Here is a 25,101-nt window from a genome sequence, read left to right on the forward strand (position 1 = left end):
GAGGGTGCTACAGTGAAGCGCAAACAAGAGAAAGGCATCACATGGCATTCATTTCGCTCGCCATCATCGCACTCGTGGCCTTTGCGAGTCCTTTTATCGCCTCGGCGATTCCCGGAAAACCCGTTCCCGAGACGGTCTTTTTGCTCGTGCTCGGCGCGGTACTGGGACCCCATATGCTCGGCGTCATCCATGTAGATGCTGAGGTCTCGCTTGTGTCCGAGCTGGGCCTGGCCTTTTTGTTCCTGCTTGCCGGCTTTGAGATCGACCCCAAGAGCATCACGGGCGTCGAGGGGCGCTACGGCTTGGCGACGTGGGTCGTCACGTTTGGTATCGCCTGGCTTGCCGTGCGCTTTACCCCGTGGTTCTCAGTCAGTCATTTCGACGGTATCGCCGTGACGCTTGCCCTCACTTCGACGGCGCTCGGTACGCTTGTGCCCATCATGCGTGAGCGCTCGCTCACCGGCACGCGCGTGGGCGACTCGATTCTCGCGTATGGCACTTGGGGCGAGCTCGGTCCCGTGCTCGCCATGTCGGTGCTGTTGTCTGCCCGCACTGGCATCCAAACGCTCGTTATCCTTGGCTTGTTTGCGGTGGTTTGCGTGTTGCTGGCCGTGGTCCCGAGCCGCTCCAAGCGCGTCGGCAGCCGCTTCTTTGCATTTGTTGAGGAGCGCGCCGATACCACGTCGCAGACCTTCGTGCGCCTGACGGTGCTCATCCTGGTCACGCTCGTGGCATTCTCGGCTGTCTTTGATCTCGACATCGTGTTGGGTTCTTTTGCCGCTGGCTTTGTCCTGCGCTATATCATCCCCGAGGGCAACCATACGCTCGAGACCAAGCTCGACGGTCTGGCCTACGGTTTTTTTGATTCCGGTGTTCTTTACCGTGTCGGGCGCAAAGATCGACCTGACGGCCGTGGCGTCGCGCCCGGGCTTGCTCGCGGGCTTTATCGTGGCGTTGCTGATTATTCGTGCCGTGCCCATTCTTATTTCCATGAGCATTTGTCCTGCGACGCGCGATGTGTCGGCGTATGGTCGCATTACCGTGGCCCTGTACTGCATCACGGCGCTGCCGATCATCGTTGCCGTTACGAGCGTTGCCGTCAACGCGGGCGCGCTGTCGCAAGATATTGCGTCGGTCATGGTTGCCGCCGGTGCCATCACGGTGTTCTTGATGCCATTGCTCGCGCAGCTCTTCTACCGCGTGGTGGATGCCGCACCGGTCGCCGCCGTGGCAGAGGTTGCCGAGCATCCATCCGATGCGCTCGACATCTTGCGCGCCCACCACGACCTAGCGAGCTTGCTCGCGCGCGAGCACGAGCTGCTGACCTCGCATGGCCATGGTCGCGTATTCGAGGGCCTGCCTACGCTCGATACGATTGCCGAGCGTCTTTCCGCCGAGGCAGCGAGCGGCCACATCGATGCCCGCATCGTGGACGCGGCGCACCTGCTTGCCGATAAGACCTATGGAGACGAGGTCGACCCGTCCGAGCTGACTCCGCGTGAGCGCCGCCGCCTGGAGCGCGCCAAGCTCGCTGTGCGCGAATACCGCCGCCGCATGCTGGAGCTCTATGCGCGCGAAGAAGCCGAAGACGACGACGGTAAGTAGTCGATACTTTCTCGGGGAAGCCGCGTCCCGCTTTGAAGGCTCGGAACGGGATGTGGTTTCCGAAACGGGGGCCGTTGGGAAGCTGTGTCCCGGAATGGGCGCTCAGAGTGGGATGCAGTTTCCGCAAGGAGGTCCTGGGGGAAACCGTGCCCCGTTCTGATCCGAAATACTGGGACATAGTTTCCCTTTCATAACAGGAGAAGGCGCGCTGTCTGCAGTTGATTCAGACGGCGCGCCTTTTTGGTTGAGCTATGTTGAAGCTTGAAGCCAAAGCTTGTGGCTCCTTAGGAGCGGGCGGCTCCGTCGACGGGGAGCACGGCGCCCGTGACATAGGAGGACATGTCGCTCGCCAGGAAAACAAAGGCGTTGGCGACATCCTCGGGCTCGCCCATGCGACCCAGCGGAATGGTGGCGATGATGGGCTTGATGACCTCTTCGGGCAGGTTGGCGACCATGTCGGTCTTAGTCACGCCGGGGGCGACGGCGTTGACGCGGATGCCCATGGGAGCGAGCTCGCGCGAGAGCGACTGGACCATACCGTTGACGGCAAACTTGGACGTGGGGTAACCGACGCCGGAGGGCTGGCCGTACTTGGCGACCATCGAGCTTGTGGTAGTGATGGTGCCGCCGTGGCCGGCCTCGGTCATGATCTTGGCGGCAGCCTGGTGGCCATTAAAGACGGCGACGACGTTGAGGTCCATAACTTTGGCGAACTCCTCGGCCGTGTAGTCCAAGAGGGGTGAACGCTGGGAGATACCGGCATTGTTGACGACCGTGTCCAAGCCGCCCATGTCGGCTGCAGTCTGCGTAAAGGCCTCAGTCACGGCCTCGAGCGAGGTGAGATCGCAGGAGCGACCCCAGACCTTGGCGTCGGGATAGGCGGCTGTCAGCTTCTCAACGGCCGTGTCGGCAGTCTCCTGGCGCGAGCCAAAGACGGTGACGGCAGCGCCTTCCTCGATAAAACGGCAGGCGATGGCATAGCCGATACCGCGTGTGCCTCCGGTGATGATTGCTTTCTTGCCCTCGAGCAACATGGTGCTTCCTCTCATCGCGGGCGGACATTCGCAGCACAGCGTAGCGGTAGTCGGAATCGGCCGCGTTTGCATATCGGTGAACGGTAGCCCGCGTTACCGATGAGCGGCTCGCGCAAATATGCTTTGCCGTTGTGCTTAGGGCAGGTGACAAAAGGGCTCCCGTCCCACATCGGACGGGAGCCCTCAAGGCGCGTATTGCTAGGCGAGCGTTGGGCTAGTTCGCCATGACGCCTTCGGTCCAAGCCTCAACGTCCTCGATGCGCAGGACGTTGGCGACCTCGGCCACGCAGCCGACGCTGGCAAGCTCGGCGGCGGCAGCCTGGACGTCCTTCTCGAGCGCGCGGTGCGTCAGGAAGATGACCGAGCAGGCATCGCTGACGCCCGATTTGCCGTCCTCGACCTGGTTGATGAGCGAGATCGAGATGTTGTGCTTGGCAAAGATGTCGACCGTCTCGGACAGGGCGCCCACGCGGTCGGCGACTTTCAGGCGCACATAGTACTTGGTCTGGAGCTCGTCCATGGGCTTAAAGGTGAGGTTGTGGCCATAGGGCTCAATCTCGGGCAGCGGAGCCACGCCGCGGCTGATCTGCTCGGAGAGCGACAGGATATCGCCCACGACGGCGCTCGCGGTGGGGAAGGAGCCTGCGCCCGCGCCGTAGAACATGGTCTCGCCCACGGCGTCGCCTACCACGTAGACGGCGTTCATGGCGCCGTTGACCTTGGCGAGCATATGGTCTGCGGGGATCAGCGTGGGATGCACGCGAACGTCGACGCCAGCGTCGGTGTTGCGGGCGATGCCGAGCAGTTTGATGGTGTAGCCGAGCTCGCGGGCCTGGGCGATGTCCTCGGCGCCGATGGTGCGGATACCCTGCTGGTACACATCATCGGTGGTAACGCGGGTGCCAAAGCCGATGGAGGCGAGGATGGCCGTCTTGCTGGCGGCATCGAAGCCGTCGACGTCGGCGGACGGGTCGGCCTCGGCATAGCCCTTAGCCTGTGCGTCGGCGAGCACGTCAGCGTAATCGGCGCCCTCGGCGTCCATGCGCGACAGGATGTAGTTGGTGGTGCCGTTGAGGATGCCGGCGATGGTCAGGATCTTGTTACCCACCAGGTCGTGCTCGAGTGTGCTGACAATGGGGATGCCGCCACCGCAGCTGGCCTCGCACTTAATCTGCACGCCGCACGCACGCGCCTTCTCGGCAAGCGTCTCGACATGGCGGCCCAGCAGGGCCTTGTTGGCGGAGACGACATGCTTGCCGTTCTCGAAGGCAGTGGTGAAGATCTCGGTTGCGGGATGCTCGCCACCAATCAGCTCGACGACGATGTCGACGGCGGGGTCGGTGACGACATCGTGCCAGTCGCTCGTAAAGGCCTCGCGCTCAATGCCTGCCGCCTCGGCCTGCTCCCAAGCAAGCGCGCAGGCGCGGGTCAGCTTAAGGTCGATGCCGTAGGCTGCCAGGTACTCATCGTGGTGGCTCTTGATCAGACGGGCCACGCCGCCGCCGACGGTTCCCAGACCGATCAGACCGACGTTCACGGTGCGCAGGGATTCGCTCATAGATAGCTCCTTCGTGCATCTTATGGATGGATTAACCGCTTAAAGGTTGAGTGCATTCTAGCGTGAACCGAGGGCGCGTGCTCGCCAGGCAACAGGAGTCGCACAAAACGGCACCCCCGAAACGCTGCGGAAACATTGGAAACATGCTCGCTACAAACGGAACTCCGTAACAAACTGTCAACGTTTGCGCCATAAGGTTTGCCCCGTACCGCAAGACGGCCGCACTGCGGCCAGCGAAAAAGGGGGACACCATGTTCAACATCAACAGCACGCTCAGCCGAAGGAACTTTCTCGCCGGCGCCGCGGCGCTCGGCAGCACCGCGGCACTCGCTGGTTGTTCGTCGGGTGGCTCGGACGGCGGCTCCGCCGATGACGGCAAGACCTTCAAGATTGGCGTTATCGGCCCTCTGACCGGCGCCGCGGCAACCTATGGCGTCTCGGCCGAGAAGGGCGCCAAGCTCGCCGCCAAGGATTTCTCGACCAATGACCTCAAGCTCTCGCTTAAGTCCGAGGACGATGTCGCCGACGGCGAGAAGGCCATCAACGCCTTCAATACGTTGTGCGACTGGGGCATGCAGGCGCTCGTCGGCCCCGTCACCACCGGTGCTGCCGTCGCCGTCTCGGGCGAGATTGCCGACGATATGCTCATGGTCACGCCTTCGGCCTCGTCGCTCGACGTGACCAAGGATAAGACAATGGTCTTTCAGGTTTGCTTCACCGATCCCACCATGGGTGCCAGCGCCGCGAAGTTCTTGGCCGAGAAGTATGCAGACGCCAAGATCGCCCTGTTCTACAACTCCGGCGATACGTATAGCTCGGGCGTTGCCGACGCTTTTGCCGAGCAGGCCAAGGCATCCAAGCTCGACATCGTCGATACCGAGACCTTTAAGGACGACTCTTCCACGAGCTTTACCAACCAGCTCACCAAGGCCAAGGAGGCCGGCGCCACGCTTATCTTTGCGCCGATCTACTACACGCCGGCGTCCGTCCTGCTCAAGAACGCCAAGGACATGGGCTACGACATGACCCTCATGGGCACCGACGGCATGGACGGTCTGCTCTCCGTTGAGGGCTTCGATACCTCTCTTGCCGAGGGCGTGCTGCTCATGACCCCGTTCTCTGCCGACGATGAGAAGAACGCCGACTTCGTCAAGGCCTATAAGGACGCCTACGACGAGACGCCCAACCAGTTCGCCGCCGATGCCTATGACTGCGTCCATGCGATTGTCGAGGCTATCGATAAGGCAGACATCGACATTACGGCCGACGGCGCCGACATTGCCGGCGACCTTGCCAAGGCCATGCGCAAGATCAAAATCGAGGGCCTGACGGGCGAGCTGACGTGGAACGACAAAGGGCAGGTTGAAAAGCCCGCTACGGCCTATGTGATTCAGGACGGCAAGTACATCGCCGCCTAGGTGCGTACAAAACGCGACCGGTGAGGCTGTTTTAATCAGGGCAAGGGCGCTTGTAACGGAATGGAAACATTACTTTCACACAATAAAGTGGCTAAACTGCATAAACCAATAGAAATACGCATAATTATGGATAAACGGACAAAACAAAAGAAAAGTTGAAATAATCGCCACTTTTCTCAACTAAAGCGTCTACTATTTTGCGAACGCCGAACACGGCGAAGGATGGCCTGTTGGGTAACCGAAACCCGACGAGATTTGAGAGGAGAGCCGCATGTCGAGCCTCACCGGTAAGTCATTGAACCCTGTTATGAATCGCAGGAGCGTTATCGCGAGCGCAGCAGGTCTGGGGGCGATGTCCATTCTAGCTGGCTGCTCCTCCAACGGCGGCGACAGCGGTTCCGCTTCGGGCGACGCTTCGTTTAAGATCGGCACCATCGGCCCGCTGACCGGTGCCGCCGCGTCCTACGGCAAGTCCGTTACCCAGGGCGTCGAGCTTGGCTGCAAGGACTTCTCCACCAAGGAGCTGCCGCTTGCCAGCAAGGCCGAGGACGACCAGGCCGACGGCGAGAAGGCCGTCAACGCCTTTAATACCCTGCTCGACTGGGGCATGCAGGCCCTTGTCGGCCCGACCACCACGGGTGCGTCGGTTGCCGTTGCCGCAGAGTGCGGCAACGACCCCAAGACGTTCATGATCACCCCGTCCGCGTCCTCCGAGGACGTCACCGACGGCAAGGATTGCGTCTTCCAGGTTTGCTTTACCGACCCCAACCAGGGCGTCAACGCTGCCAAGTTCCTGGCGCAGAAGTATGCGGACGAGAAGTTCGTGCTGTTCTATAACTCCGGCGACGCTTATTCTTCGGGTGTCGCGGATGCCTTTAAGGCCCAGGCCGCTGAGTCCAAGCTCGAGGTTGTCGACGAGGAGACCTTTAAGGACGACTCCGCCACGAGCTTTACCAACCAGCTGACCAAGGCCAAGCAGGCCGGCGCCACCATGATCTTTGCGCCAATCTACTACACGCCTGCCTCGGTCCTGCTCAAGAACGCCAAGGACATGGGCTACGACGTCAAGATGATGGGCTGCGACGGCATGGACGGCATCCTGGGCGTTGAGGGCTTCGACACTTCTCTTGCCGAGGGTCTGCTGCTCATGACCCCGTTCTCCGCCGACGACGAGAAGAACGCCGACTTCGTCAACGCTTACAAGGATAAGTACGGCGATACCCCCGACCAGTTTGCCGCCGACGCCTACGATGGCGTGCACGCGGTGGCCGAGGCCCTCAAGGAGGCCGGTCTTGGTGTCGACGCCGACCCGACCGAGGTCGCCGAGAAGCTGCCCAAGGCTATGCTCAAGATTACCGTTGACGGTCTGACCGGCAAGCTCACCTGGAACGATAAGGGTCAGGTCCAGAAGGACCCCACGGCGTACGTTATCACCGATGGCAAGTACGTACAGGCCTAATAGACCGCCTTACATAGAGCGGTTTTGATCCCAAGCAGGGGAGGTTTTGGCCTTCCCTGCTTGCTTGGTATCTAGGGACAGTGTAACGTCCCTGTTTCATACATTAGCTGGAAACCTATTCGAAAGGGGGATGTGGAACATGACGGTCTTTATCCAATACCTGGTCAACGGCCTGTCCATGGGCAGCGTCTACGCCATCATCGCGTTGGGCTACACCATGGTCTACGGTATCGCCAAGATGCTGAACTTCGCTCACGGCGACGTCATCATGGTCGGTGCCTATGTCTCGTTCTGCGCCACGTCGTATCTCGGCCTCCCGGGCTGGGCATCTGTAATTCTCTCTTGCGTAGCCTGCACGGTTCTCGGTGTTCTCATTGAGGGTCTGGCCTATAAGCCGCTGCGCCAAGCAGGCCCGCTGGCCGTTTTGATCACGGCCATCGGCGTGTCCTACTTCCTGCAGAATGCCGCGCAGCTTCTGTGGGGCGCCACGCCCAAGAACTTCACTTCGCTCGTCACCTTCCCGGTGCCGGAGTTCTTGGCCAAGTTCAACGTGAGCGCCGTATCGCTCGTCACCATCGTCGCCTGTCTGGTTATCATGGCCGGCCTGATGTTCTTTACAGGTAAGACCAAGATGGGCAAAGCCATGCGCGCCGTGTCCGAGGACAAGGCCGCCGCTCAGCTCATGGGCATCAACGTCAACCGCACCATCTCGATGACGTTTGCCATCGGCTCTGCCCTTGCCGCCATCGCCGGTGTGCTGCTGTGCTCCTACTCGCCGGTGCTGCAGCCCACGACGGGTGCCATGCCTGGCATCAAGGCCTTCGACGCCGCCGTCTTCGGCGGTATCGGCTCCATCCCCGGCGCCTTTGTCGGTGGCATTCTCATCGGCATCATCGAGGCGATGGCGCAGGCCTACATTTCCACGAGCCTTGCCAACTCCATCGTCTTTGGTGTTCTGATCATCGTCCTGCTCGTCAAGCCTGCCGGCCTCTTGGGCAAGTACGTCCCCGAGAAGGTGTAGGTGAGCGTTATGAAGTTTCTTAAAGACAAGCAGACGCGTCACGACTTTGTTACGTACGCCATGTGCCTTGTGGCGTTCGCCATCGTGTTCTTTATGCAGTCCAGCCACATGATTCCGCGCATGATCGCCGGTCAGCTGGTTCCCATCACGGCCTATATCGTCATGGCCATCTCCCTTAACCTCGTCGTCGGCATCGCGGGCGACTTGTCGCTGGGCCACGCGGGCTTTATGAGTGTCGGTGCCTATACGGGAATCGTTACCGCGGTCGCGCTGGAGAGCGCCGTTCCCTCCGATCCGGTGCGCCTTATCATCAGTATCGTGGTCGGCGCCATCGCTGCCGCCATCCTGGGCTTCTTGATCGGCATCCCGGTCCTGCGCCTGAGCGGCGACTATCTGGCCATCGTGACCCTGGCTTTTGGCGAGATCATCAAAGAGATCGTCACCTGCCTCATTGTGGGCGTCGACTCCCGCGGCCTGCATGTGATCTTTAACATCACGGGTAACTCCACGATCGACGACCTGCACCTGCTCGAGGACGGCACCGCCATCATCAAGGGCGCGCAGGGCGCATCGGGCGTGTCGACCTATTCGACTTTCCTTGCCGGCGCCATCCTGGTCATGGTCGCGCTCGTGATTGTACTCAACCTGGTCCGCAGCCGTACCGGCCGTGCCATTATGGCCGTGCGCGACAACAAGATTGCTGCCGAGTCCGTGGGTATCTCCGTCACCCAGTACCGCATGATCGCCTTCGTGGTTTCCGCCGCTCTCGCCGGTGCTGCCGGAGCCCTCTTCGGCGGTAACTTCTCGCAGCTCTCCGCCACCAAGTTCGACTTCAACACGTCCATCCTCATCCTGGTGTTCGTGGTCCTGGGCGGTCTGGGCAATATGCGCGGCTCCGTCATCGCGGCGGCGTTGCTCACGGTGCTTCCCGAGCTGCTCCGTCAGTTCTCGGACTACCGCATGCTCATCTACGCCATCGTGCTGATCCTGGTCATGATCTTTACCAACAACCCGCAGCTCAAGGCGTTCTTCGCACGCATTAAGGACCGCTTTGCTTCCAAGAAGGAGGTGGCAGCCGATGCCCAGTAAATTTGAGTTCAACAAGGGCAAGATGGTCCCGTATCCTTCTGGCGCCATCGTTCCCGACCGCGACCTGGGCCAGCGCCCGGCGCTCGAGTGCATCCACTTGGGCATTGAATTTGGCGGCCTTAAGGCAGTCGACGACTTTAGCCTGACCATCGGTAAGACCGAGATCGCCGGTCTGATCGGTCCCAACGGTGCCGGTAAGACCACGGTCTTCAACCTGCTCACCAAGGTGTACCAGCCCACGCACGGTACCATCCTGCTCGACGGTGAGGACACCTCGGGCAAGTCGGTCTATCAGGTCAACCGCATGGGTATTGCCCGTACCTTCCAGAACATTCGCCTGTTCAACACCATGACGGTGGAGGACAACGTCAAGGTCGGTCTGCACAACCAGGAGCGCTACTCCGGCTTTGAGGGCGTGCTGCGCCTGCCGACGTATTGGAAGCACGAGAAGGCCGCCCACGAGCGCGCCATGGAGCTGCTGTCCATTTTTGATATGGAGCACCTGGCAAACGAGCAGGCCGGCTCGCTGCCTTACGGCGCCCAGCGTCGTCTGGAGATCGTCCGCGCGCTTGCCACCAACCCCAAACTGCTGCTGCTCGACGAGCCTGCCGCCGGCATGAACCCGTCCGAGACCGCGGAGCTCATGGAGAACATCGTCAAGATCCGCGACACCTTTGGCATCGCCATTATGCTTATCGAGCATGATATGTCGCTCGTCATGAACATCTGCGAGGGCATCTGCGTGCTCAACTTTGGTAAGGTCATCGCCAAGGGCACGGCCGAGGAGATCCAGAACAACGATGCCGTAATTGAGGCATATCTGGGCAAGCAGGATAAGGGGGAGAACTAAATGGCAGAGCCGATGCATTCCGTCTACAACATCAACGTCTGGTACGGCGCTATCCACGCCATCAAGGACATCTCCTTTAACGTCAACGAGGGCGAGATCGTGGCCCTGATCGGCGCGAACGGCGCCGGTAAGTCCACGACGCTTAAAACCATCTCGGGCCTGCTGCGTTCCAAGACCGGCTCCATCAAGTTTATGGGCGAGGACATTACCCATACGCCTGCCGATAAACTGGTGGGCAAGGGCCTGGCCCAGGTTCCCGAGGGCCGTCGCGCCTTTTTGCAGATGACGGTCGAGGAGAACCTGGAGATGGGCGCCTACACGCAGCCCAAGTCCACGGTGGCTCCGGGCCTTGAGCGCGTCTACGAGCAGTTCCCGCGCCTTAAGGAGCGCCGTCGCCAGGTCGCCGGCACCCTTTCGGGCGGCGAACAGCAGATGCTCGTTATGGGGCGCGCCCTTATGAGCAACCCCAAGCTGCTCATGCTCGATGAGCCTTCCATGGGTCTGGCGCCGATTCTGATTGAGCAGATCTTCCAGATTGTCGAGGACCTGCACAAGGCCGGTACCACGGTGCTTCTGGTCGAGCAGAACGCCCAGATGGCGCTTTCAATCGCCACGCGCGGCTACGTGCTCGAGACCGGCAAGATCACCATGACCGGCACCGGCCAAGAGCTCCTGCACGACGACAACGTCCGCAAGGCTTACCTGGGCGGTTAACTAGTTACGCGGTTTTACCAAACCGCGTAACGGCTCGACGCTGCAAGCCCGCCAGAGCGGCAATCTGCCTTTCAACTTCGGCGGCATGACCAGAAGGTCAATGCCGCCTTGTTTCAAGGCACCTTGCTCGCTCTGGCGGGCTTTCGCTGTCGTTGTCAAAACATCGACGTTGTGGCAGATGCCAACGACTACCCCTTTAAGTTGCGGTGGAATAGGGACTAAATGGGAGCCTCAGAGGCCAAAAGAGTCCTTATTCCACCGCAACTTCATGGGGGTGTGTGACAATGCCCGTCGGAAAACATCTGCTGTCTTTGGGGGCCTATCTATGCTGTACGAGTTTTGTGCCGAGAACTTTGAGCGTGTGCCGGCGGCTATCGATGCCGGTGCTAAGCGCATCGAGTTGTGCGACAACCTTGCCGTCGGTGGTACCACGCCCTCGGCCGGCGTTATCAGCACTACGGTCAGCTATGCTCACGAGCATGACGCGCGAGTGATGTGCATGATTCGCCCGCGTGGTGGTGACTTTCACTACAACCAGGACGAGCTGCGCATGATGGAGATGGACTTGGGTCTTGCCGTGAGCGCCGGCGTTGACGGCCTGGTCTTTGGCTGCTGCAAGCCCTGTGCCGGCGGCTGGGCGCTCGACGAGCTCACCCTCGGCGCCCTCGTGATGGCTACGGGCTGCGCGACCGAGGAGTGCAAGCGCGGGGCCATCGATATCACCTTCCACATGGCCTTTGACCAGCTCTCGCCCGAGGCTCAGCTGGACGCCATTGACACACTCGCCGACTGCGGCATCACGCGCATCCTGACGCATGGTGGTGCTGCCGGAACGCCGATCGAGGACAACCTGGAGCACCTGTCGCGTCTTGTCGAGTATGCGGGCGACCGCCTGACCATCCTTCCCGGCGGCGGCATTTCTACGGCCAACCGCGATACCGTGGCGGCGGCATTGAGCGTCTCCGAGCTCCATGGCACCAAGATCGTGCCGCTGGAGGCGTAACCCGTGGCGCTGGTATTTGACGTTCAGCAGGCGAACGGTAAGCCCGACGACAACCGGCGCCCTGGCACCGCGTGTCCCTTTTGCGATACCGAGGAACTTGCCGATATCATCCGGCGCGATGGTGACTGCATCTGGCTCGAGAATAAGTTCAAGACCCTGCGCGCCACCCGTCAAACCGTGCTGATCGAGTCGGCCGATCACGATGCCGACCTGGTGATCTATGAGCCGGATGAACTCCACCATGTGATACGGTTTGCCCTGGGTTGCTGGCAGCAGATGATCGATTCACAGCAGTATCGCAGCGTTCTCATGTACAAGAACAAGGGTCCGCTCTCGGGCGGTAGTCTCGTTCATCCGCACATGCAGATTGTGGGTTTGGAGCAGGAAGACGGCTACACTTCGCTGACTTCTGCCAATTTCGAAGGCATCAATGTCTGGCAACAGGGGAGAATCTCGGTCAATATCTCAACCGAACCGATCATGGGGTTCTTTGAGATCAACGTTTCAGCCCCGCAGGGAATCGCCGCCAGCGATGACGCACGAGACCAAGCCGAGGCGGATCTCTTTGCCGATGCGATCCAGGTAGCTCTGCGCTATATCCTAAACGAGCACCACGGTGGTCGCGCAGAGTCGTACAACTTGTTCTTCTATCACCTGGGCGGTCGGACCATTGCCAAGGCGCTGCCGCGTTGGGTGGTTTCGCCCTACTTTGTCGGCTATCGTTTGGCCCAAGTCAATGCCGAGACGACGCTCGATATCGATGCTGAGCGTCTGCGTGCGCATCTGGAAACGCTCGTATAGCAAGACTAACACCCGCGTAATGCGGACAGCCTAGCGCGCCATGGCGTCGCGGCCGGCTTCGACCCGCTTGCGCTGTTTGGTGCGCTCCTCGCCGGTTAGGCACTCAAAGAGATGCCCGATAATCGAGGCCAGCACCTGCTGAAACAGCGTGCCGCACATGACGGGGAACACGACCTCGCCCGGAAAGTACTGCGTGGCGATGACGGCACCCGAAGAGATGTTGCGCATGCCGCAGGTAAAGCACATGGTAGTCGTCTCGCTATATGGCAGATGCAGCGCACGTGCGACCAGAAAACCGACGACAAAGCCGCTGATGGCGAAGACCAAAATAAAGAGGGCGACTTCCAGGCGCACCGCGTTTATGTGCAGCACGTACTCGCTCATAGCGGTGGAGTTGGACGCGATGACGCCCATCATCATGAACTTGCAGGCGGGCGAGAGCACGGGAGAGAGTTTCTCGTGGCCCCAGCCGCGCGTGAGTTCATTGATGGCAATACCGAGCACAGCGGGGATGGCGATCATAAAGGCCATGTTCTGCATCATGCTCGGCACGTCGATCGAGACGGTGGCGCCCAGCAGGAGCTTGAGCGTAAGCGGAATCGTCACAGGTGAGATAACCGAGGACGTCAGGATGATGGTGAGCGCGAGCGGGCCGTTGCCGCCGAACATGCTGATCCACATAAAAGCGGTGACGGCCACGGGCACGCTGTATTCGAGCACAATGCCGCAGACAAGGTTGGGGTTGGAGCCAAAGAAGAGTGACCCCATGGCATACGCCGCGATGGGAATAAGCACCGCCGAGACGAGCAGCGCCAAGACTAGGTGCAACGGACGGCGGAACACCTCGGTTACCTGGTGAAAGGTGTTGCTGAGCGCACCCTGAAACGTCATAAAGGCAAACAAGGTGGGAACGATGGGCTTGAGTACGCCAATCTGTTGGGGAAAGAGCACGCCGAGTGCCACGCAAATCGGAACGATGACCTGCATGTGCCCCGCGAGAAACTTGCCCAGTCCAACCCATTGCTTCATATGCGCTTGTGACTCCCTTTGCCCGTGAACCCGTTTTGAATGGATATGCTAGACGCTCGCATGCGTCCGTGCGTCAGAAACGCTCGAATATTTCGAGGCTATTACCGGCATCGTTTACCGAAACCGCGGCGTGCTGCGGCGATTTGCGTCTGCTCTGCACGGTATAATAAATCCGTTCAACAGATCTGCCTGCCGAAGCGGGCATACACAGAGGACTCATCGCTATGAACCGTGAGAGGTATCGCGGCGACCTGCCCCTATCGGGGGTGGGCGCCTATGTCATCGCTTAAGACGACGCATCGCTGGGCGGTCGCTCAGCAAAACCCCGAGCTCGAAAAGGAGCTTTCGGCTGGCCTGGGCATTCCCGGGCTGGTGGCGCGTATTATGGTCGCGCACGGCATTACATCCATCGAAGAAGGTCAGCTGTTTTTGACGCCTTCGCTCGATCGCGACTGGGCCGACCCACTCATTATCCCGGGCATGTCGGTCGTTGCCGACCGCGTCGAGCGTGCTATTTGCAACCACGAGCACATTGCGGTCTTTGGCGATTTTGACGTTGACGGTATTACGTCGACCTGCCTGTTGACCGAGGCACTGCGCACGTTTGGCGCCGATGTCACGCCGTTTATTCCGCATCGCTTTGACGAGGGCTACGGTCTTTCGCGCGCGGCGCTCGACCGCGTTAACGAGCTCGCTCGCCCTCAGCTGATCGTGACCGTCGATAACGGTATTGCCGCCAAGGAAGAAGTCTCCTATCTGGAGAGCCTGGGGATCGATTTGGTGGTCACGGACCATCACGAGCCCTCCGACCAGGTGCCGCAGGGCGTGCCCCTGACCGACCCCAAGCTCGAGGACGAGGGCCCCTCGCGCGAGCTTGCCGGTGCCGGCGTGGCACTCAAGCTGGTGCAGGTCCTGGGCGAGCGTTTGGGCAAGCCGTCGTATTGGCGTTCGCTGATCGAGGTCGCGGCGCTGGGCACCGTGTCCGACATGATGCCGCTCACGCCCGAGAATCGCGCACTGGTCGCCGAGGGCATCCAGCAGATGCGCGTGACGGCCCGTCCCGGCTATATCGCGCTTGCCGCACTTGCCAAGGCCGACCTTTCTACCATTACGGCCGACGGCCTGTCGTTTTCGCTCATCCCTCGTCTGAATGCTGCCGGCCGCATGGCTGATCCCAAGCTGGCGCTCGACCTGCTGCTTGCCCGTGATCCTATCGAAGCAAGTACACTGGCAGCCGAGCTCGAGGAAATCAATCGCCAACGCCGTGAGATCGAGGCGGAGCTCACGCGCGATGCCATGGCGAAGGTCGAGGAGACTTATGACGGCGGGCGCGCAATCGTCGTGGGCGGCGAGGGCTGGCACGAGGGCGTCAAAGGCATCGTGGCGAGCCGCTTGACCAATCGCTATCACGTGCCGGCGCTGCTGTTCTCGATCGAGGACGGTATCGCGCGCGGCTCTGGTCGCTCGGTGGGCAAAGTTAACCTGTTTGACGCCGTCGAGCGTTGTTCCGACCTGCTGATTCGTCGCGGCGGACATGCCGGTGCGGTGGGTGTGACCATCGAGGCATCCAAGCTCGATGAGTTCCGCCGCCGCCTTTCCGCCGTGCTATCGGAGCTTTCCGCCGAGGACTTTGAAGACACCGACGAGGTCGCCGCCACCGTCGACCTTTCCGAGCTGAATATCGAGACCATCGAGCAGATCTCCCGTCTTGAGCCGTTTGGCCAGGGCAACAAGGTGCCGCTGCTGGCTGCCGAGGGCGTGACGATGTGCGACCGCGCCGTGGTGGGCAAAACCGGCGAGCACATGCGCTTTGTGGCGACCGATGGCGCCGCGAGTGTGCCGGCCATTATGTTCCGCGTGCCGCAAATCGATAAGCTCATCAACTGCGATAGCGCTGTCGACTTGGTGTTCGAGGCCGTTGCCGAGCATTGGCAGGGGCGTGTGAAGCCCAAGCTCATGATCAAGGATGTTCTGGTTCGCGATACCACGCTGCCCAGCGTCGATGATCCGGCATGCGAGCTTCGTCGTGGCGTGCAGCCGGCGGATTTCGGCCTGCGCCTGGAGTCGCGTAAGCGCGAGACGCTCGCCCAGCTTTCCTATACCGAGCTCACGCGCTCGCTTATCCATAGCTTTATCGGATCGAACCAGCCGCACCGCGCGCAGGTTGAGGCGCTCGATGCCTTGGCCGACCACCAGAGCGTCTTGGCCGTTATGGGAACGGGCCGCGGCAAGTCTCTCATCTTCCATGTACATGCTGCGCGCGAGGCTGTCCTTCGCGGACGTGCGAGCATCTTTGTCTATCCGCTGCGCGCGCTTGTTGCCGACCAGGCCTATCACCTCTCGTCGACGATGGCAGCGCTTGGCATTGGCGTTGGCGTGCTGACCGGCGAGACCGTGGAGGCCGCACGCGATGATGTGTTCGCCGGCCTAGCTTCGGGCCGCACCGGTATCGTGCTCACGACGCCCGAGTTCCTATCTATCCACCGTGACCGCTTCGCGCGTTCGGGCCGCATCGGCTTTGTCGTTATCGATGAGGCGCACCACGCCGGCCTTGCCAAGGGCGGCGACCGCAGCGCCTATCTCGACATGCCCGATATCCTCAAAGCCCTGGGCGACCCGGTTGTTATGGCTGCGACGGCCACCGCGACGGCTCCGGTCGTGGCCGAGCTTGCCCGCATGCTGCCGATTACTCGCACGGTGGTCGACGAGACGGTGCGCGAGAACCTGCAGCTCGAGGACGACCGCGACCTTGCGAGCCGCGAGAACCGTTTGGTGTCGATCGTGGCGACGGGGGAGAAGACCGTCATTTACGTCAATTCGCGCGACCAGTCCGTGGCGCTCGCCAAGACGTTGCGCAAGCGTGTGCCCGATTGCGCAACCCATATCGCGTTCTATAACGCGGGGCTTGCGCGCTCCGATCGCCGCCGCGTGGAGGAAGCATTCCGAGACGGAAGCCTCAGCTGCATCGTCTCGACCTCTGCCTTTGGCGAGGGTGTCAATCTGCCCGATATCCGCCATGTCGTGCTGTACCACATGCCGTTTGGCGCCATTGAGTTCAACCAGATGAGCGGGCGTGCCGGTCGTGACGGACAGCCCGCCGTGATCCACCTGCTCTATTCGTCGCGCGACGCCCGCATCAACGAGCGCCTGCTCGACTGCTACGCACCCGAGCGCGACGAACTCGTCACACTCTATCGTGCGCTGCAGACCATGTGGCGCTCCAACCGCGGTAAGACCGGGGATGATTCATTCTGCGCAAGCGATATCGACATCGCGCAGATGTGCCTTGCCATCGATGCTCGCACGCCGGTCGACGAGCGCTCGGTGGAAAGTGGCCTGGGAATCTTCGAAGAGCTTGGTTTCTGTCGCGTTTCGGGGTTTGACGACACCCGTCGCATCGCGATGGCCGAAAACCCCGGCCGTGTGCAATTGAGCAGGTCAATTCGCTATTTGGAGGGCTTGCGCTCGCGCATGGAGTTCTCGGCTTTCCGGAGTTGGGCGCTCGATTCGTGCGCTTCTGATATGCTAGCCAAAGTTAACCGCCCGATCGTACCGCGGGCCTAGGGGAAGGGGACCTCGATGGATGCCGCAGCCCGTACCGCCCATGATTCCACCCTCCAGCCGTTCTCGGAGATGGAGCACTATAAGCATGCCGATGAGCTGCCGCCCGAGATTATGGCGGACAGCTACGACAAACTGGAGCGCCTGTGCCTCAAATATATGAATGAGGACGACTTTTCTAAGGTGGAGCAGGCCTATTGCTTTGCTGCCGAGAAGCACTGCAACCAAAAGCGCCGCTCGGGTGAGATGTACATCAACCATCCCGTCGAGGTGGCCATCATTTTGGCCGATCTCAAGATGGACTGCGATGTAGTGTGCGCCGCGCTGCTGCACGATACCGTCGAGGATACCGAGACCTCGCTTGCCGATGTTTCCGGCCTGTTTGGCGATACGGTGGCCGAGCTCGTCGATGGCGTGACCAAGCTCACCAACATCGAAGTCGACAGTATGGACGAGAAACAGGCGCTCACGCTGCGAAAGATGTTCCTCGCCATGTCCAAGGACATCCGCGTCATCATCGTTAAGCTTGCCGACCGTCTGCACAACATGCGCACCCTTGCAGCCCTGCGTGAGGACCGTCGCCTGTTTAAGGCTCGCGAGACCATGGACGTGTATGCGCCCCTGGCCGACCGTCTGGGCATGAGCTCCATTAAATGGGAGCTCGAGGACCTGTCCTTCTTCTACCTGGAGCCCGATGCCTACCAGCGCATCGCACGCATGGTGGCGGAGTCGCGCGAGGTCCGTGAGCGCTATCTGGCCGAGACCATCAAGACGCTCACCGACGAGCTCAACCGCATTGGCCTGGAAGACTTCCAGATCAACGGCCGTTCCAAGCACTATTGGTCCATCTACCAAAAGATGAAGCGCAAGGGCAAGGAATTCTCCGAGATCTACGACCTGGTGGCACTGCGCGTCATCACGCATTCGGTGCGCGATTGCTACTCCACGCTCGGCGCGGTGCACACGCTGTGGCACCCCATGCCCGGCCGCTTTAAAGACTATATCGCCATGCCCAAGGTCAATAACTACCAGTCGCTCCACACGACGGTCATCGGCCCCACGGCCCGTCCGCTCGAGATTCAGATTCGAACCTACGAGATGCACGAGCAGGCCGAGTACGGCATCGCCGCCCACTGGCTGTACAAGAAGTCGGGCGGATCGTCTGCTTCAAAGACCAATGATGCCCAGCGTCTGGACGACCAGATAAACTGGCTCAAGCATTCGCTCGATTGGGCAGCGTCTGATGAGATTACCGATGCCAAGGAATACCTGCACTCGTTGAAGGTCGACCTCTTCGACCAGGAGATCTTTGTCTTTACGCCCAAGGGCGAGGTCATGGCGCTTCGTGCCGGCTCCACGCCGCTCGACTTTGCCTATGCCGTTCACACCGAGGTGGGCAACCACTGCGTCGGCGCTAAGATCAACGGTGCGGTCGCGCCGCTCACGCATGAGATCAAGACGGGTGACCGTGTCGAGATTCTGACTAACAAGAGTTCCAAGCCGTCGCGTGATTGGCTCAAGATCGTCAAGACACCTTCGGCCAAGTCGAAGATTCGCCGTTACTTCGCTGCCGCGACCAAAGACGATGACGCTGCCGCCGGCCGCGATATACTGGCCAAGGACCTGCGCAAGCGCGGGTACGGCATCTCTACGCCGCGATCTACGCGTGCGCTCAATGCCGTGGCAGAGCAGTTTAACTACAAGCAGCTCGAGGACCTGTTCGCAGCCGTTGGGGCGGGCAAAGTCGCCCCGCGTGCCGTGGGCAACAAAGTCGAGCAGATCTTGGATCCCAAGCCCGAGGAGCAGCTCGCCAAGGCCGAGGCCATTGCCGAGGTCGTGAAGCAGCCCGCGCGCGGATCCAACCGCAAGCCCCAAAAGCGTGGCAAGAGCGCCAGCAACGGTATCATCGTCAAGGGCGAGAGCAACAGCGGCTTGCTGGTTCGTCTGGCGCATTGTTGCAACCCCGTGACGGGCGACGATATCGTGGGCTTCATCACGCGCGGCCGCGGCGTCTCGGTGCACCGTGCCAACTGCCCCAACGTCAAGGGTCTTATGGAACACCCCGAGCGCATGATTGACGTTGAGTGGGACGGCGCTGCCGATACCCTGTTCCAGGTTGAGATCGTGGTCGAGTGCCTGGACCGCATGGGCCTTCTCAAGGATGTCACCATTGCCATTGGCGATGCGGGCGGCAATATCCTTTCTGCCGCCACGTCGACCAACCGCGAGGGTATTGCAACCCTGCGCTTTATGGTCGAGATTTCGGACGCGAGTGGTCTGGATCCGCTGCTGGCTTCCATCAGCAGTGTCGACTCGGTCTATGACGCACGCCGTCTGATGCCGGGTGAGGGTGGAGCTCAGCTCAAGCGTCGCGTTTAGTCGCGACGAACGTGCCACATTATCGATATTCGCTACACTCGAGGCATCGTTTGATGCCTCGAGTTCTATAGAGAGGAGAGGGGCATGAGTGCTGTGTCCTTGGATTTAACTCCCAAGGGATCGGTCGAGATCGAGACGCTCGTAAACGGTCCCATTCAGACCAATAGCTATGCTGTCATTTCGGACAATGAGTGCGTGATTATCGACCCCGCATGGGAAGGCGAGCGCTTGGTGGAGCATATTCGAGCCGAACACCCCGATGTGCAGGTGCTCGGCGCCGTTTGCACGCACGGTCACGCCGACCATGTTGGCGGTGTCGCTGGAGTTCGGGCCGCCGTTGGCGCCGACGCCCTGTACGAGCTGTGCGGCAAGGACGCAGCTGTGCCGCATGCGAACATCGAGGAACAGCGAGCTATGTGGGGCATTGAGACGCCCGACCCCGGGGAGCCGACGCGGCTGCTTGCCGAGGGCGACACCATTGAGCTGGGCGACATTTGCCTGCAGGTAATTGAGGTGCCCGGGCACACACCGGGCGGCATCGTTCTGTTCGCCGCCACCGAGCAGGGGAACATTGCCTTTGTGGGCGACACGCTATTCCCGGGCAGCCACGGCCGCACCGATCTTTCTGGAGGAGACGAGGCGGCGATTCTGCGCTCGCTCTCCAAGCTCGCCCGGCTTCTCCCGCCCGATACCGTTTGCCTAACCGGTCATGGCGATTCGACCACCATGGCACGCGAGCTCATGCAGAACCCTTTCATGCAGATTTAGCTTAATAGTCGGCTTTTGAAGCACGAGAAGCGTCCAAACGTCAAGCTATTTTTCCCCAACGGGTCGATTTCGTAGGGCAAACGGTCAAAAAAGTCTGTTTGGACGATATTCGTGAACAAACGAACGTTTATGCTCGGGTGCGCCGTGGTAAAATCTCAGGCGTTATCGGAGCAACCTTACAGGAGGTTTCTTTTATGCTCGTCAACGCAGCAGACATGCTCAAGAAGGCCGAGGCCGGCAAGTACGGTCTTGGTGCCTTCAACACCAACAACCTCGAGTGGACCCTGGCTATTCTCCAGGCCGCCGAGGAGGCCAAGTCTCCGCTGATCCTTCAGTGCACCGCTGGTGCCGCTAAGTGGATGGGCGGTTTCAAGGTCTGCGCCGACATGGTCAAGGCTGCCGTCGAGGCCACGGGCGTTACCGTTCCCGTCGCCCTTCACCTCGATCACGGTTCTTACGAGGACTGCTTCAAGTGCATCGAGGCCGGCTTCACGTCCATCATGTATGACGGCTCTCACGAGGAGACCTTCCAGCTTAACCTCGACCGCACCAAGGAGCTCGTTGAGCTTGCCCACTCCAAGGGCATGTCCATCGAGGCCGAGGTCGGCGGCATCGGCGGCACCGAGGACGGCGTGACCTCCAGCGGCGAGCTCGCTGATCCTGCTGAGTGCAAGCAGATCGCTGACCTGGGTGTCGACTTCCTCGCCTGCGGCATCGGCAACATCCACGGCGTGTACCCCGCCGACTGGGCTGGTCTTTCCTTCGAGCGTCTGGGCGAGATTAAGGCCCAGACCGGTGACCTGCCCCTCGTTCTGCACGGTGGCACCGGCATCCCCGAGGATCAGATCAAGAAGGCCATCTCCCTGGGCATCTCCAAGATCAACGTCAACACCGACCTGCAGCTCGTCTTCGCCAAGGGCGTCCGCGAGTACATCGAGGCTGGCAAGGATCAGCAGGGCAAGGGCTTTGACCCCCGCAAGCTCCTCAAGCCTGGTCGCGACAACATCGTTGCCCGCACCAAGGAGCTCATGGAGGAGTTTGGCTCCGTCAACAAGGCGTAAGTAGCGGTTTAACTTCCCGCCGGAGGCCCCGTTTCCCCTACGCTGTTTCCCTCGCGCTCACCTGGCTTCGCCAGAAGTCGCGCGACGGAATCAGCTCCGGGGAAACGGGGCTTCCTTCGTTTAACGCCGCAGGGTTACGGGGCTGAGATAATTAAATAGGTACCGTTTATCGGCGTGTGGGGCTCCTTGGTTGGGGCTTTGTTTTTATGTCGGTACAATGTGCTTCAAGCGTTCTAGTGACTTGGAGTTTTGGTATGGCTGTTATTAATGTACTGCCTTCGGATGGGAAGGTTATTGACGAGGGTCCTGTTGGCTGCTCTGTTGATGTTTGCAGTGATGATTTTCGTCATCTCGATATTGGACTACCGCCTGAGATTCTTCGTCTTAAGGATGCCGGGTATTTGACGCAGGCTGTTGCTGCCTGCGATCGCCTTTTGGAGCAGAACCCCGAGCCTTCGCTGGCTGCTTGTGTTCGTGCCGAGCGGTATCGCATGCTCGAGACGCCGCTTCATTTTTCGGTGTCGCGCGATCAGGCTATTGCGATGATTCGCGAGGAGTGGCCAGAGTTTACCGAAGAGCAGTTTGATGACCTGATTAATCGTAAGCGTATTGACTGGCGCTTTATCGATGGCGAACTGTTCGTTCTCGACAACTTCCTCGATTCGCTTCGCGTATATCCCAAAGAGGTTCCCGGCATGCGGCCCGATTCTACGGACGGAATAGCACTGCGCAACGAGATGCTCAAGGAGATGGAGTCACAAAACGGATTGGCTCGCGTCATTACGCTTAAAGCGTCCGTGTCTGTCCCCGGTGCTCTAGATGGAGAGACTGTTCGCGCGTGGCTACCCGTTGCCGCCGCCTGTCGTCAACAGTCTCATATCGAGGTTCTCGATATGACGCCGGAGGGTGCTGTTGCCCCCGCGAATGCTTCGGCGCGTACCGCCTCGTGGTCTTCTTCGAGTGAGCGCTCATTCTCGGTGACCTATCGCTATCAAATTGATGCCGCTTATCGTGATGTCTATGGGGGTGCGCTTCCGGTGCATCCTTGCATGGACGCGCCACTGCCCGTGGACACCTCCGAGGACCGTCCGCACATTGCATTCACGCCGTATCTACAGCAGCTGACAGCCCGTGTCATTGACGGGCTCGAGGATCCGCTCGATCGCGCCCGTGCTATCTATGATTACCTGACGCAGTACATCGACTATCGCTATCAGCCGCCGTACTTGCTTTTGGGATCTATTGCCGATGACTGCACGCATTCGCTCCGCGGCGATTGCGGCGTTATGGCGCTCACGTTTATCACCATGTGCCGTATCGCGGGCGTGCCTGCCCGTTGGCAGAGCGGCCTGTATGTTGCGCCCGATTCGGTGGGGTCGCACGACTGGGCAGAGTTCTATACGCCGCAGACCGGTTGGCTCAACGCCGACGTGTCATTTGGATCTTCTGCTCGCAGGATGGGGGAGGAGTGGCGCCGCCGTCACTACTTTGGCAATCTCGACCCGTGGCGTATGGTGGCCAACAATCGATTCCAGGCAGAGTTTGAGCCTTCTTTCGACGGCATGCGCGAGGACCCTTACGATAACCAGATGGGTGAGGCTTCGGTCGACGGTCGCGGATGCCGTCGGCGCGAGATGCTCCGCACGGTCGAACTCATCGAAATGCTCGAAGTTCCATTTTCGGACTAATCGGTAGAAAGCTGTGATAAACTAACTCACGCATTGCGTGCCCGAGTGGCGGAATTGGCAGACGCAGTGGACTCAAAATCCACCGTTGGCAACAACGTGCGAGTTCGAGTCTCGCCTCGGGCACCATACATGCAAGTGAGCGTTCAAGGGGGTTGCGGTCCCCTTTTTCGTGCCGAACTCGCGTGAGCGCGCGAAGTGTTAAGCAAACAGGCCTGTGGCCTGTTTGTAGCGGAGCGTGGCGAGGGCGCCACGCGCCCGAAGCCCGGGGCTTCGCGAAGCGAAGGCCCTTCGAGTCTCGCCTCGGGCACCATTCATGCAAGCGAGTGTTCAAGGGGGTCAAGGTCCCTTTTTCGTGTACGTAATGTGATAACGCGCTGTACGTGTTATTATTCGCAAGGCGTTGTTCCCGCAATGCCCTAAAGAGGAACCTGAGGGTTCCCACCTTTTGGCGCCAATGAGCAGCTGACTGGTCATACAACTTAGATTCCCTTCCTCAAATCGAGGAAGTCTATGTGTACGACCTGGTTGCTGAGAAGCGCCGGGTTATTTTTTTATGAATGGAGGTAGGGAAAATAGCTAAGTCTGATGACACCCGCATCAACGACGAGATCACTGCATCTTCGTGTCGTTTGATTGGCGTCGATGGCTCTCAGCTCGGCCTGTTCGCCATCCGCGATGCCCAGCGCGTCGCCGACGATCAGGGTCTCGACCTGGTCGAGATCGCTCCCAACGCGGAGCCGCCGGTCTGCAAGGTCATGGACTACGGTAAGTTCAAGTACCAGCAGGCCATGAAGGCCAAGGCTGCTCGTAAGAACCAGTCCAAGGTCGAGGTCAAGGAAATGAAGTTCCGACCCAAGATCGACGTTGGCGACTACGAGACCAAGAAGGGCCACGTTCTGCGTTTCCTCAAGAAGGGCGCACGCGTTAAGATCACCATCATGTTCCGCGGCCGTGAGATGGCTCACCCGGAGCAGGGCCTTAACGTTCTCGAGCGTCTCGCCGAGGATCTCAAGCCTTACGCTACGGTCGAGTCCAAGCCTAAGATGGAAGGCCGTAACATGCTTATGCTGCTCGCCCCGATTAAGGGCGCCTTCGATGAGGATAAAGCGGCAAGCGATAGCAAGTAACTAGTGTTCTGTAACCGATTAAGGAGTATTTCATGCCTAAGATGAAGTCCCACAGCGGCACCAAGAAGCGTTTCCGCAAGACTGGTACCGGCAAGCTTATGCGCGCCAAGGCTTTCAAGAGCCACATCCTGAGCAAGAAGTCCACCAAGCGTAAGCGTGGCTTCCGTCAGGAGACCGAGATCGCCGCTGCCGACCGCAAGGTCATCAAGTCGCGTCTCGCCTAAGTTCGCGTTCCCGTTTTTCGTTTTACCGTCTAGGAGTTGATAGAACATGGCACGTATTAAGCGCGCTGTTGCCGCCAAGAAGAAGCGCCGTACCGTTATGCACCGTGCGAAGGGTTACTACGGTGCCGCTTCGCGTACTTACAAGCATGCTAAAGAGCAGGTCCAGCACTCCCTGCAGTATCAGTATCGTGATCGCCGCAACAAGAAGCGCGAGATCCGTTCTCTCTGGATCACCCGTATCAACGCTGCTGCTCGCCTGAACGACATCTCTTACTCTCAGTTCATGCACGGCCTGAAGGTTGCCGGCATCGAGCTCGACCGCAAGGTCCTGGCTCAGATGGCTTACGAGGACATCGAGTCCTTCAACGAGCTGGCTACCATCGCCAAGAAGGCTCTCGAGGCCTAATAGATTCTCTTGAATCGCTAGGGGAGTGTCGCGTTGTGCGCGGCGCTCCCTCTTTTTATCTGAAGCGCGGTTTACATTGCTAAAAGCGCGGGTAGATAGACACTTACAGGTGACCGATCTCTATATATTCCTAAACCAAAGGGTCATCATCTGATACGTGCGGAAGATCCGCACCAGTCTTTCTATTAGCTATAGAAAGCGATATGTTGTGTAGGACTTGTGAAGAGTGGAATTGACGACCCACAGGGCTTCGCGGTCTGGCAATATATCTCCTTGCCGCGCGGCCCGGTCGGACCGGATCAGCCG

Annotated in this window: 19 protein-coding genes, 1 tRNA gene and 1 pseudogene; 18 read left to right on the plus strand and 3 right to left on the minus strand. The window is 60.0% G+C overall.

Annotation, left to right across the window (positions count from 1 at the left end; all coding sequences use genetic code 11):
• Positions 1–41 precede the first annotated feature (41 nt).
• Positions 42–1,605, plus strand: a pseudogene (locus tag DWV32_RS06895) (cation:proton antiporter).
• 284 nt (positions 1,606–1,889) lie between these two features.
• On the opposite strand, the gene DWV32_RS06900 reads toward DWV32_RS06895, so the two are convergent.
• Positions 1,890–2,639: an SDR family NAD(P)-dependent oxidoreductase gene (locus tag DWV32_RS06900; RefSeq protein ID WP_117645711.1), complete on the minus strand. Its 750-nt coding sequence runs from the start codon at positions 2,637–2,639 to the stop codon at positions 1,890–1,892.
• A gap of 214 nt (positions 2,640–2,853) precedes the next feature.
• On the minus strand, positions 2,854–4,197 hold the full coding sequence (locus DWV32_RS06905; protein ID WP_117757683.1) for a homoserine dehydrogenase: 1,344 nt from the start codon (positions 4,195–4,197) through the stop codon (positions 2,854–2,856).
• A gap of 251 nt (positions 4,198–4,448) precedes the next feature.
• On the opposite strand from DWV32_RS06905, the gene DWV32_RS06910 reads away from it, so the two are divergent.
• The 8 genes from DWV32_RS06910 (at position 4,449) to DWV32_RS06945 (ending at position 12,552) form a co-directional block, all read left to right on the plus strand.
• Entirely contained in the window at positions 4,449–5,615 is a 1,167-nt protein-coding gene (locus tag DWV32_RS06910) for an ABC transporter substrate-binding protein (protein ID WP_117757684.1), read from the plus strand.
• 271 nt (positions 5,616–5,886) lie between these two features.
• Entirely contained in the window at positions 5,887–7,074 is a 1,188-nt protein-coding gene (locus tag DWV32_RS06915; protein WP_055250634.1) for an ABC transporter substrate-binding protein, read from the plus strand.
• A 139-nt stretch (positions 7,075–7,213) separates the two neighbouring features.
• Entirely contained in the window at positions 7,214–8,095 is an 882-nt protein-coding gene (locus tag DWV32_RS06920; protein WP_117757685.1) for a branched-chain amino acid ABC transporter permease, read from the plus strand.
• Between the two features lie 9 nt (positions 8,096–8,104).
• Positions 8,105–9,184 (plus strand): branched-chain amino acid ABC transporter permease, encoded by a 1,080-nt coding sequence (locus DWV32_RS06925; protein ID WP_117757686.1) that lies wholly within the window; start codon positions 8,105–8,107, stop codon positions 9,182–9,184.
• Positions 9,174–10,034 carry an ABC transporter ATP-binding protein gene (locus DWV32_RS06930; protein WP_089573307.1) on the plus strand — a complete coding sequence of 287 codons (861 nt, stop codon included), beginning with the start codon at positions 9,174–9,176 and terminating at the stop codon, positions 10,032–10,034. Before DWV32_RS06925 ends, DWV32_RS06930 begins: the two co-directional genes overlap by 11 nt.
• Before the next feature lie 12 nt (positions 10,035–10,046).
• Positions 10,047–10,748 carry an ABC transporter ATP-binding protein gene (locus DWV32_RS06935; RefSeq protein WP_117757695.1) on the plus strand — a complete coding sequence of 234 codons (702 nt, stop codon included), beginning with the start codon at positions 10,047–10,049 and terminating at the stop codon, positions 10,746–10,748.
• Positions 10,749–11,073: 325 nt separating this feature from the next.
• On the plus strand, positions 11,074–11,751 hold the full coding sequence (locus tag DWV32_RS06940; protein WP_089573303.1) for a copper homeostasis protein CutC: 678 nt from the start codon (positions 11,074–11,076) through the stop codon (positions 11,749–11,751).
• 3 nt (positions 11,752–11,754) lie between these two features.
• Positions 11,755–12,552: a DUF4931 domain-containing protein gene (locus DWV32_RS06945; RefSeq protein WP_117757687.1), complete on the plus strand. Its 798-nt coding sequence runs from the start codon at positions 11,755–11,757 to the stop codon at positions 12,550–12,552.
• 30 nt (positions 12,553–12,582) lie between these two features.
• Here the strand turns inward: DWV32_RS06945 and DWV32_RS06950 are convergent, their stop codons facing one another.
• On the minus strand, positions 12,583–13,581 hold the full coding sequence (locus tag DWV32_RS06950) for a bile acid:sodium symporter family protein (RefSeq protein ID WP_117757688.1): 999 nt from the start codon (positions 13,579–13,581) through the stop codon (positions 12,583–12,585).
• 276 nt (positions 13,582–13,857) lie between these two features.
• Here DWV32_RS06950 and recJ point away from each other — a divergent pair, with 276 nt between their 5' ends.
• From recJ to rplT, 9 genes are all read left to right on the plus strand, one after another.
• Positions 13,858–17,145 carry a single-stranded-DNA-specific exonuclease RecJ gene (gene recJ / locus DWV32_RS06955; RefSeq protein ID WP_117757689.1) on the plus strand — a complete coding sequence of 1,096 codons (3,288 nt, stop codon included), beginning with the start codon at positions 13,858–13,860 and terminating at the stop codon, positions 17,143–17,145.
• 15 nt (positions 17,146–17,160) lie between these two features.
• The gene (locus tag DWV32_RS06960) at positions 17,161–19,521 is read left to right on the plus strand and encodes a bifunctional (p)ppGpp synthetase/guanosine-3',5'-bis(diphosphate) 3'-pyrophosphohydrolase (protein WP_117757690.1); all 2,361 of its coding nucleotides are present in this window, start codon (positions 17,161–17,163) and stop codon (positions 19,519–19,521) included.
• A gap of 84 nt (positions 19,522–19,605) precedes the next feature.
• Positions 19,606–20,289, plus strand: a complete 684-nt coding sequence (locus DWV32_RS06965; RefSeq protein WP_117757691.1) for an MBL fold metallo-hydrolase — start codon at positions 19,606–19,608, stop codon at positions 20,287–20,289.
• Between the two features lie 194 nt (positions 20,290–20,483).
• On the plus strand, positions 20,484–21,350 hold the full coding sequence (gene fba / locus DWV32_RS06970) for a class II fructose-1,6-bisphosphate aldolase (protein ID WP_035137086.1): 867 nt from the start codon (positions 20,484–20,486) through the stop codon (positions 21,348–21,350).
• Between the two features lie 254 nt (positions 21,351–21,604).
• On the plus strand, positions 21,605–23,038 hold the full coding sequence (locus tag DWV32_RS06975) for a transglutaminase-like domain-containing protein (protein WP_117757692.1): 1,434 nt from the start codon (positions 21,605–21,607) through the stop codon (positions 23,036–23,038).
• A 39-nt stretch (positions 23,039–23,077) separates the two neighbouring features.
• Positions 23,078–23,164, plus strand: a tRNA-Leu gene (locus tag DWV32_RS06980).
• 431 nt (positions 23,165–23,595) lie between these two features.
• Positions 23,596–24,165: a translation initiation factor IF-3 gene (gene infC / locus DWV32_RS06985; protein WP_089573296.1), complete on the plus strand. Its 570-nt coding sequence runs from the start codon at positions 23,596–23,598 to the stop codon at positions 24,163–24,165.
• 32 nt (positions 24,166–24,197) lie between these two features.
• The gene (gene rpmI, locus DWV32_RS06990) at positions 24,198–24,389 is read left to right on the plus strand and encodes a 50S ribosomal protein L35 (RefSeq protein WP_006234422.1); all 192 of its coding nucleotides are present in this window, start codon (positions 24,198–24,200) and stop codon (positions 24,387–24,389) included.
• Positions 24,390–24,435: 46 nt separating this feature from the next.
• Positions 24,436–24,795: a 50S ribosomal protein L20 gene (gene rplT / locus DWV32_RS06995; protein WP_006234421.1), complete on the plus strand. Its 360-nt coding sequence runs from the start codon at positions 24,436–24,438 to the stop codon at positions 24,793–24,795.
• Positions 24,796–25,101 lie beyond the last annotated feature (306 nt).

The sequence above is a fragment of the Collinsella sp. AF04-24 genome (genome assembly GCF_003465685.1).
GTDB classification, from domain to species: Bacteria; Actinomycetota; Coriobacteriia; order Coriobacteriales; family Coriobacteriaceae; genus Collinsella; species Collinsella aerofaciens_AP.

What these genes read in the sequence shown, in the direction of transcription:
- fba (WP_035137086.1), top strand. Translation starts at nt 20,484, where the DNA reads ATGCTCGTCAACGCAGCAGACATGCTCAAGAAGGCCGAGGCCGGCAAG.
- rpmI (WP_006234422.1), top strand. Translation starts at nt 24,198, where the DNA reads ATGCCTAAGATGAAGTCCCACAGCGGCACCAAGAAGCGTTTCCGCAAG.
- DWV32_RS06960 (WP_117757690.1), top strand. Translation starts at nt 17,161, where the DNA reads ATGGATGCCGCAGCCCGTACCGCCCATGATTCCACCCTCCAGCCGTTC.
- infC (WP_089573296.1), top strand. Translation starts at nt 23,596, where the DNA reads ATGGAGGTAGGGAAAATAGCTAAGTCTGATGACACCCGCATCAACGAC.
- DWV32_RS06905 (WP_117757683.1), bottom strand. Translation starts at nt 4,197, where the DNA reads ATGAGCGAATCCCTGCGCACCGTGAACGTCGGTCTGATCGGTCTGGGA.
- DWV32_RS06935 (WP_117757695.1), top strand. Translation starts at nt 10,047, where the DNA reads ATGCATTCCGTCTACAACATCAACGTCTGGTACGGCGCTATCCACGCC.
- DWV32_RS06930 (WP_089573307.1), top strand. Translation starts at nt 9,174, where the DNA reads ATGCCCAGTAAATTTGAGTTCAACAAGGGCAAGATGGTCCCGTATCCT.
- DWV32_RS06940 (WP_089573303.1), top strand. Translation starts at nt 11,074, where the DNA reads ATGCTGTACGAGTTTTGTGCCGAGAACTTTGAGCGTGTGCCGGCGGCT.
- DWV32_RS06915 (WP_055250634.1), top strand. Translation starts at nt 5,887, where the DNA reads ATGTCGAGCCTCACCGGTAAGTCATTGAACCCTGTTATGAATCGCAGG.
- DWV32_RS06920 (WP_117757685.1), top strand. Translation starts at nt 7,214, where the DNA reads ATGACGGTCTTTATCCAATACCTGGTCAACGGCCTGTCCATGGGCAGC.
- DWV32_RS06925 (WP_117757686.1), top strand. Translation starts at nt 8,105, where the DNA reads ATGAAGTTTCTTAAAGACAAGCAGACGCGTCACGACTTTGTTACGTAC.
- DWV32_RS06965 (WP_117757691.1), top strand. Translation starts at nt 19,606, where the DNA reads ATGAGTGCTGTGTCCTTGGATTTAACTCCCAAGGGATCGGTCGAGATC.
- DWV32_RS06910 (WP_117757684.1), top strand. Translation starts at nt 4,449, where the DNA reads ATGTTCAACATCAACAGCACGCTCAGCCGAAGGAACTTTCTCGCCGGC.
- DWV32_RS06975 (WP_117757692.1), top strand. Translation starts at nt 21,605, where the DNA reads ATGGCTGTTATTAATGTACTGCCTTCGGATGGGAAGGTTATTGACGAG.
- DWV32_RS06950 (WP_117757688.1), bottom strand. Translation starts at nt 13,581, where the DNA reads ATGAAGCAATGGGTTGGACTGGGCAAGTTTCTCGCGGGGCACATGCAG.
- rplT (WP_006234421.1), top strand. Translation starts at nt 24,436, where the DNA reads ATGGCACGTATTAAGCGCGCTGTTGCCGCCAAGAAGAAGCGCCGTACC.
- recJ (WP_117757689.1), top strand. Translation starts at nt 13,858, where the DNA reads ATGTCATCGCTTAAGACGACGCATCGCTGGGCGGTCGCTCAGCAAAAC.
- DWV32_RS06900 (WP_117645711.1), bottom strand. Translation starts at nt 2,639, where the DNA reads ATGTTGCTCGAGGGCAAGAAAGCAATCATCACCGGAGGCACACGCGGT.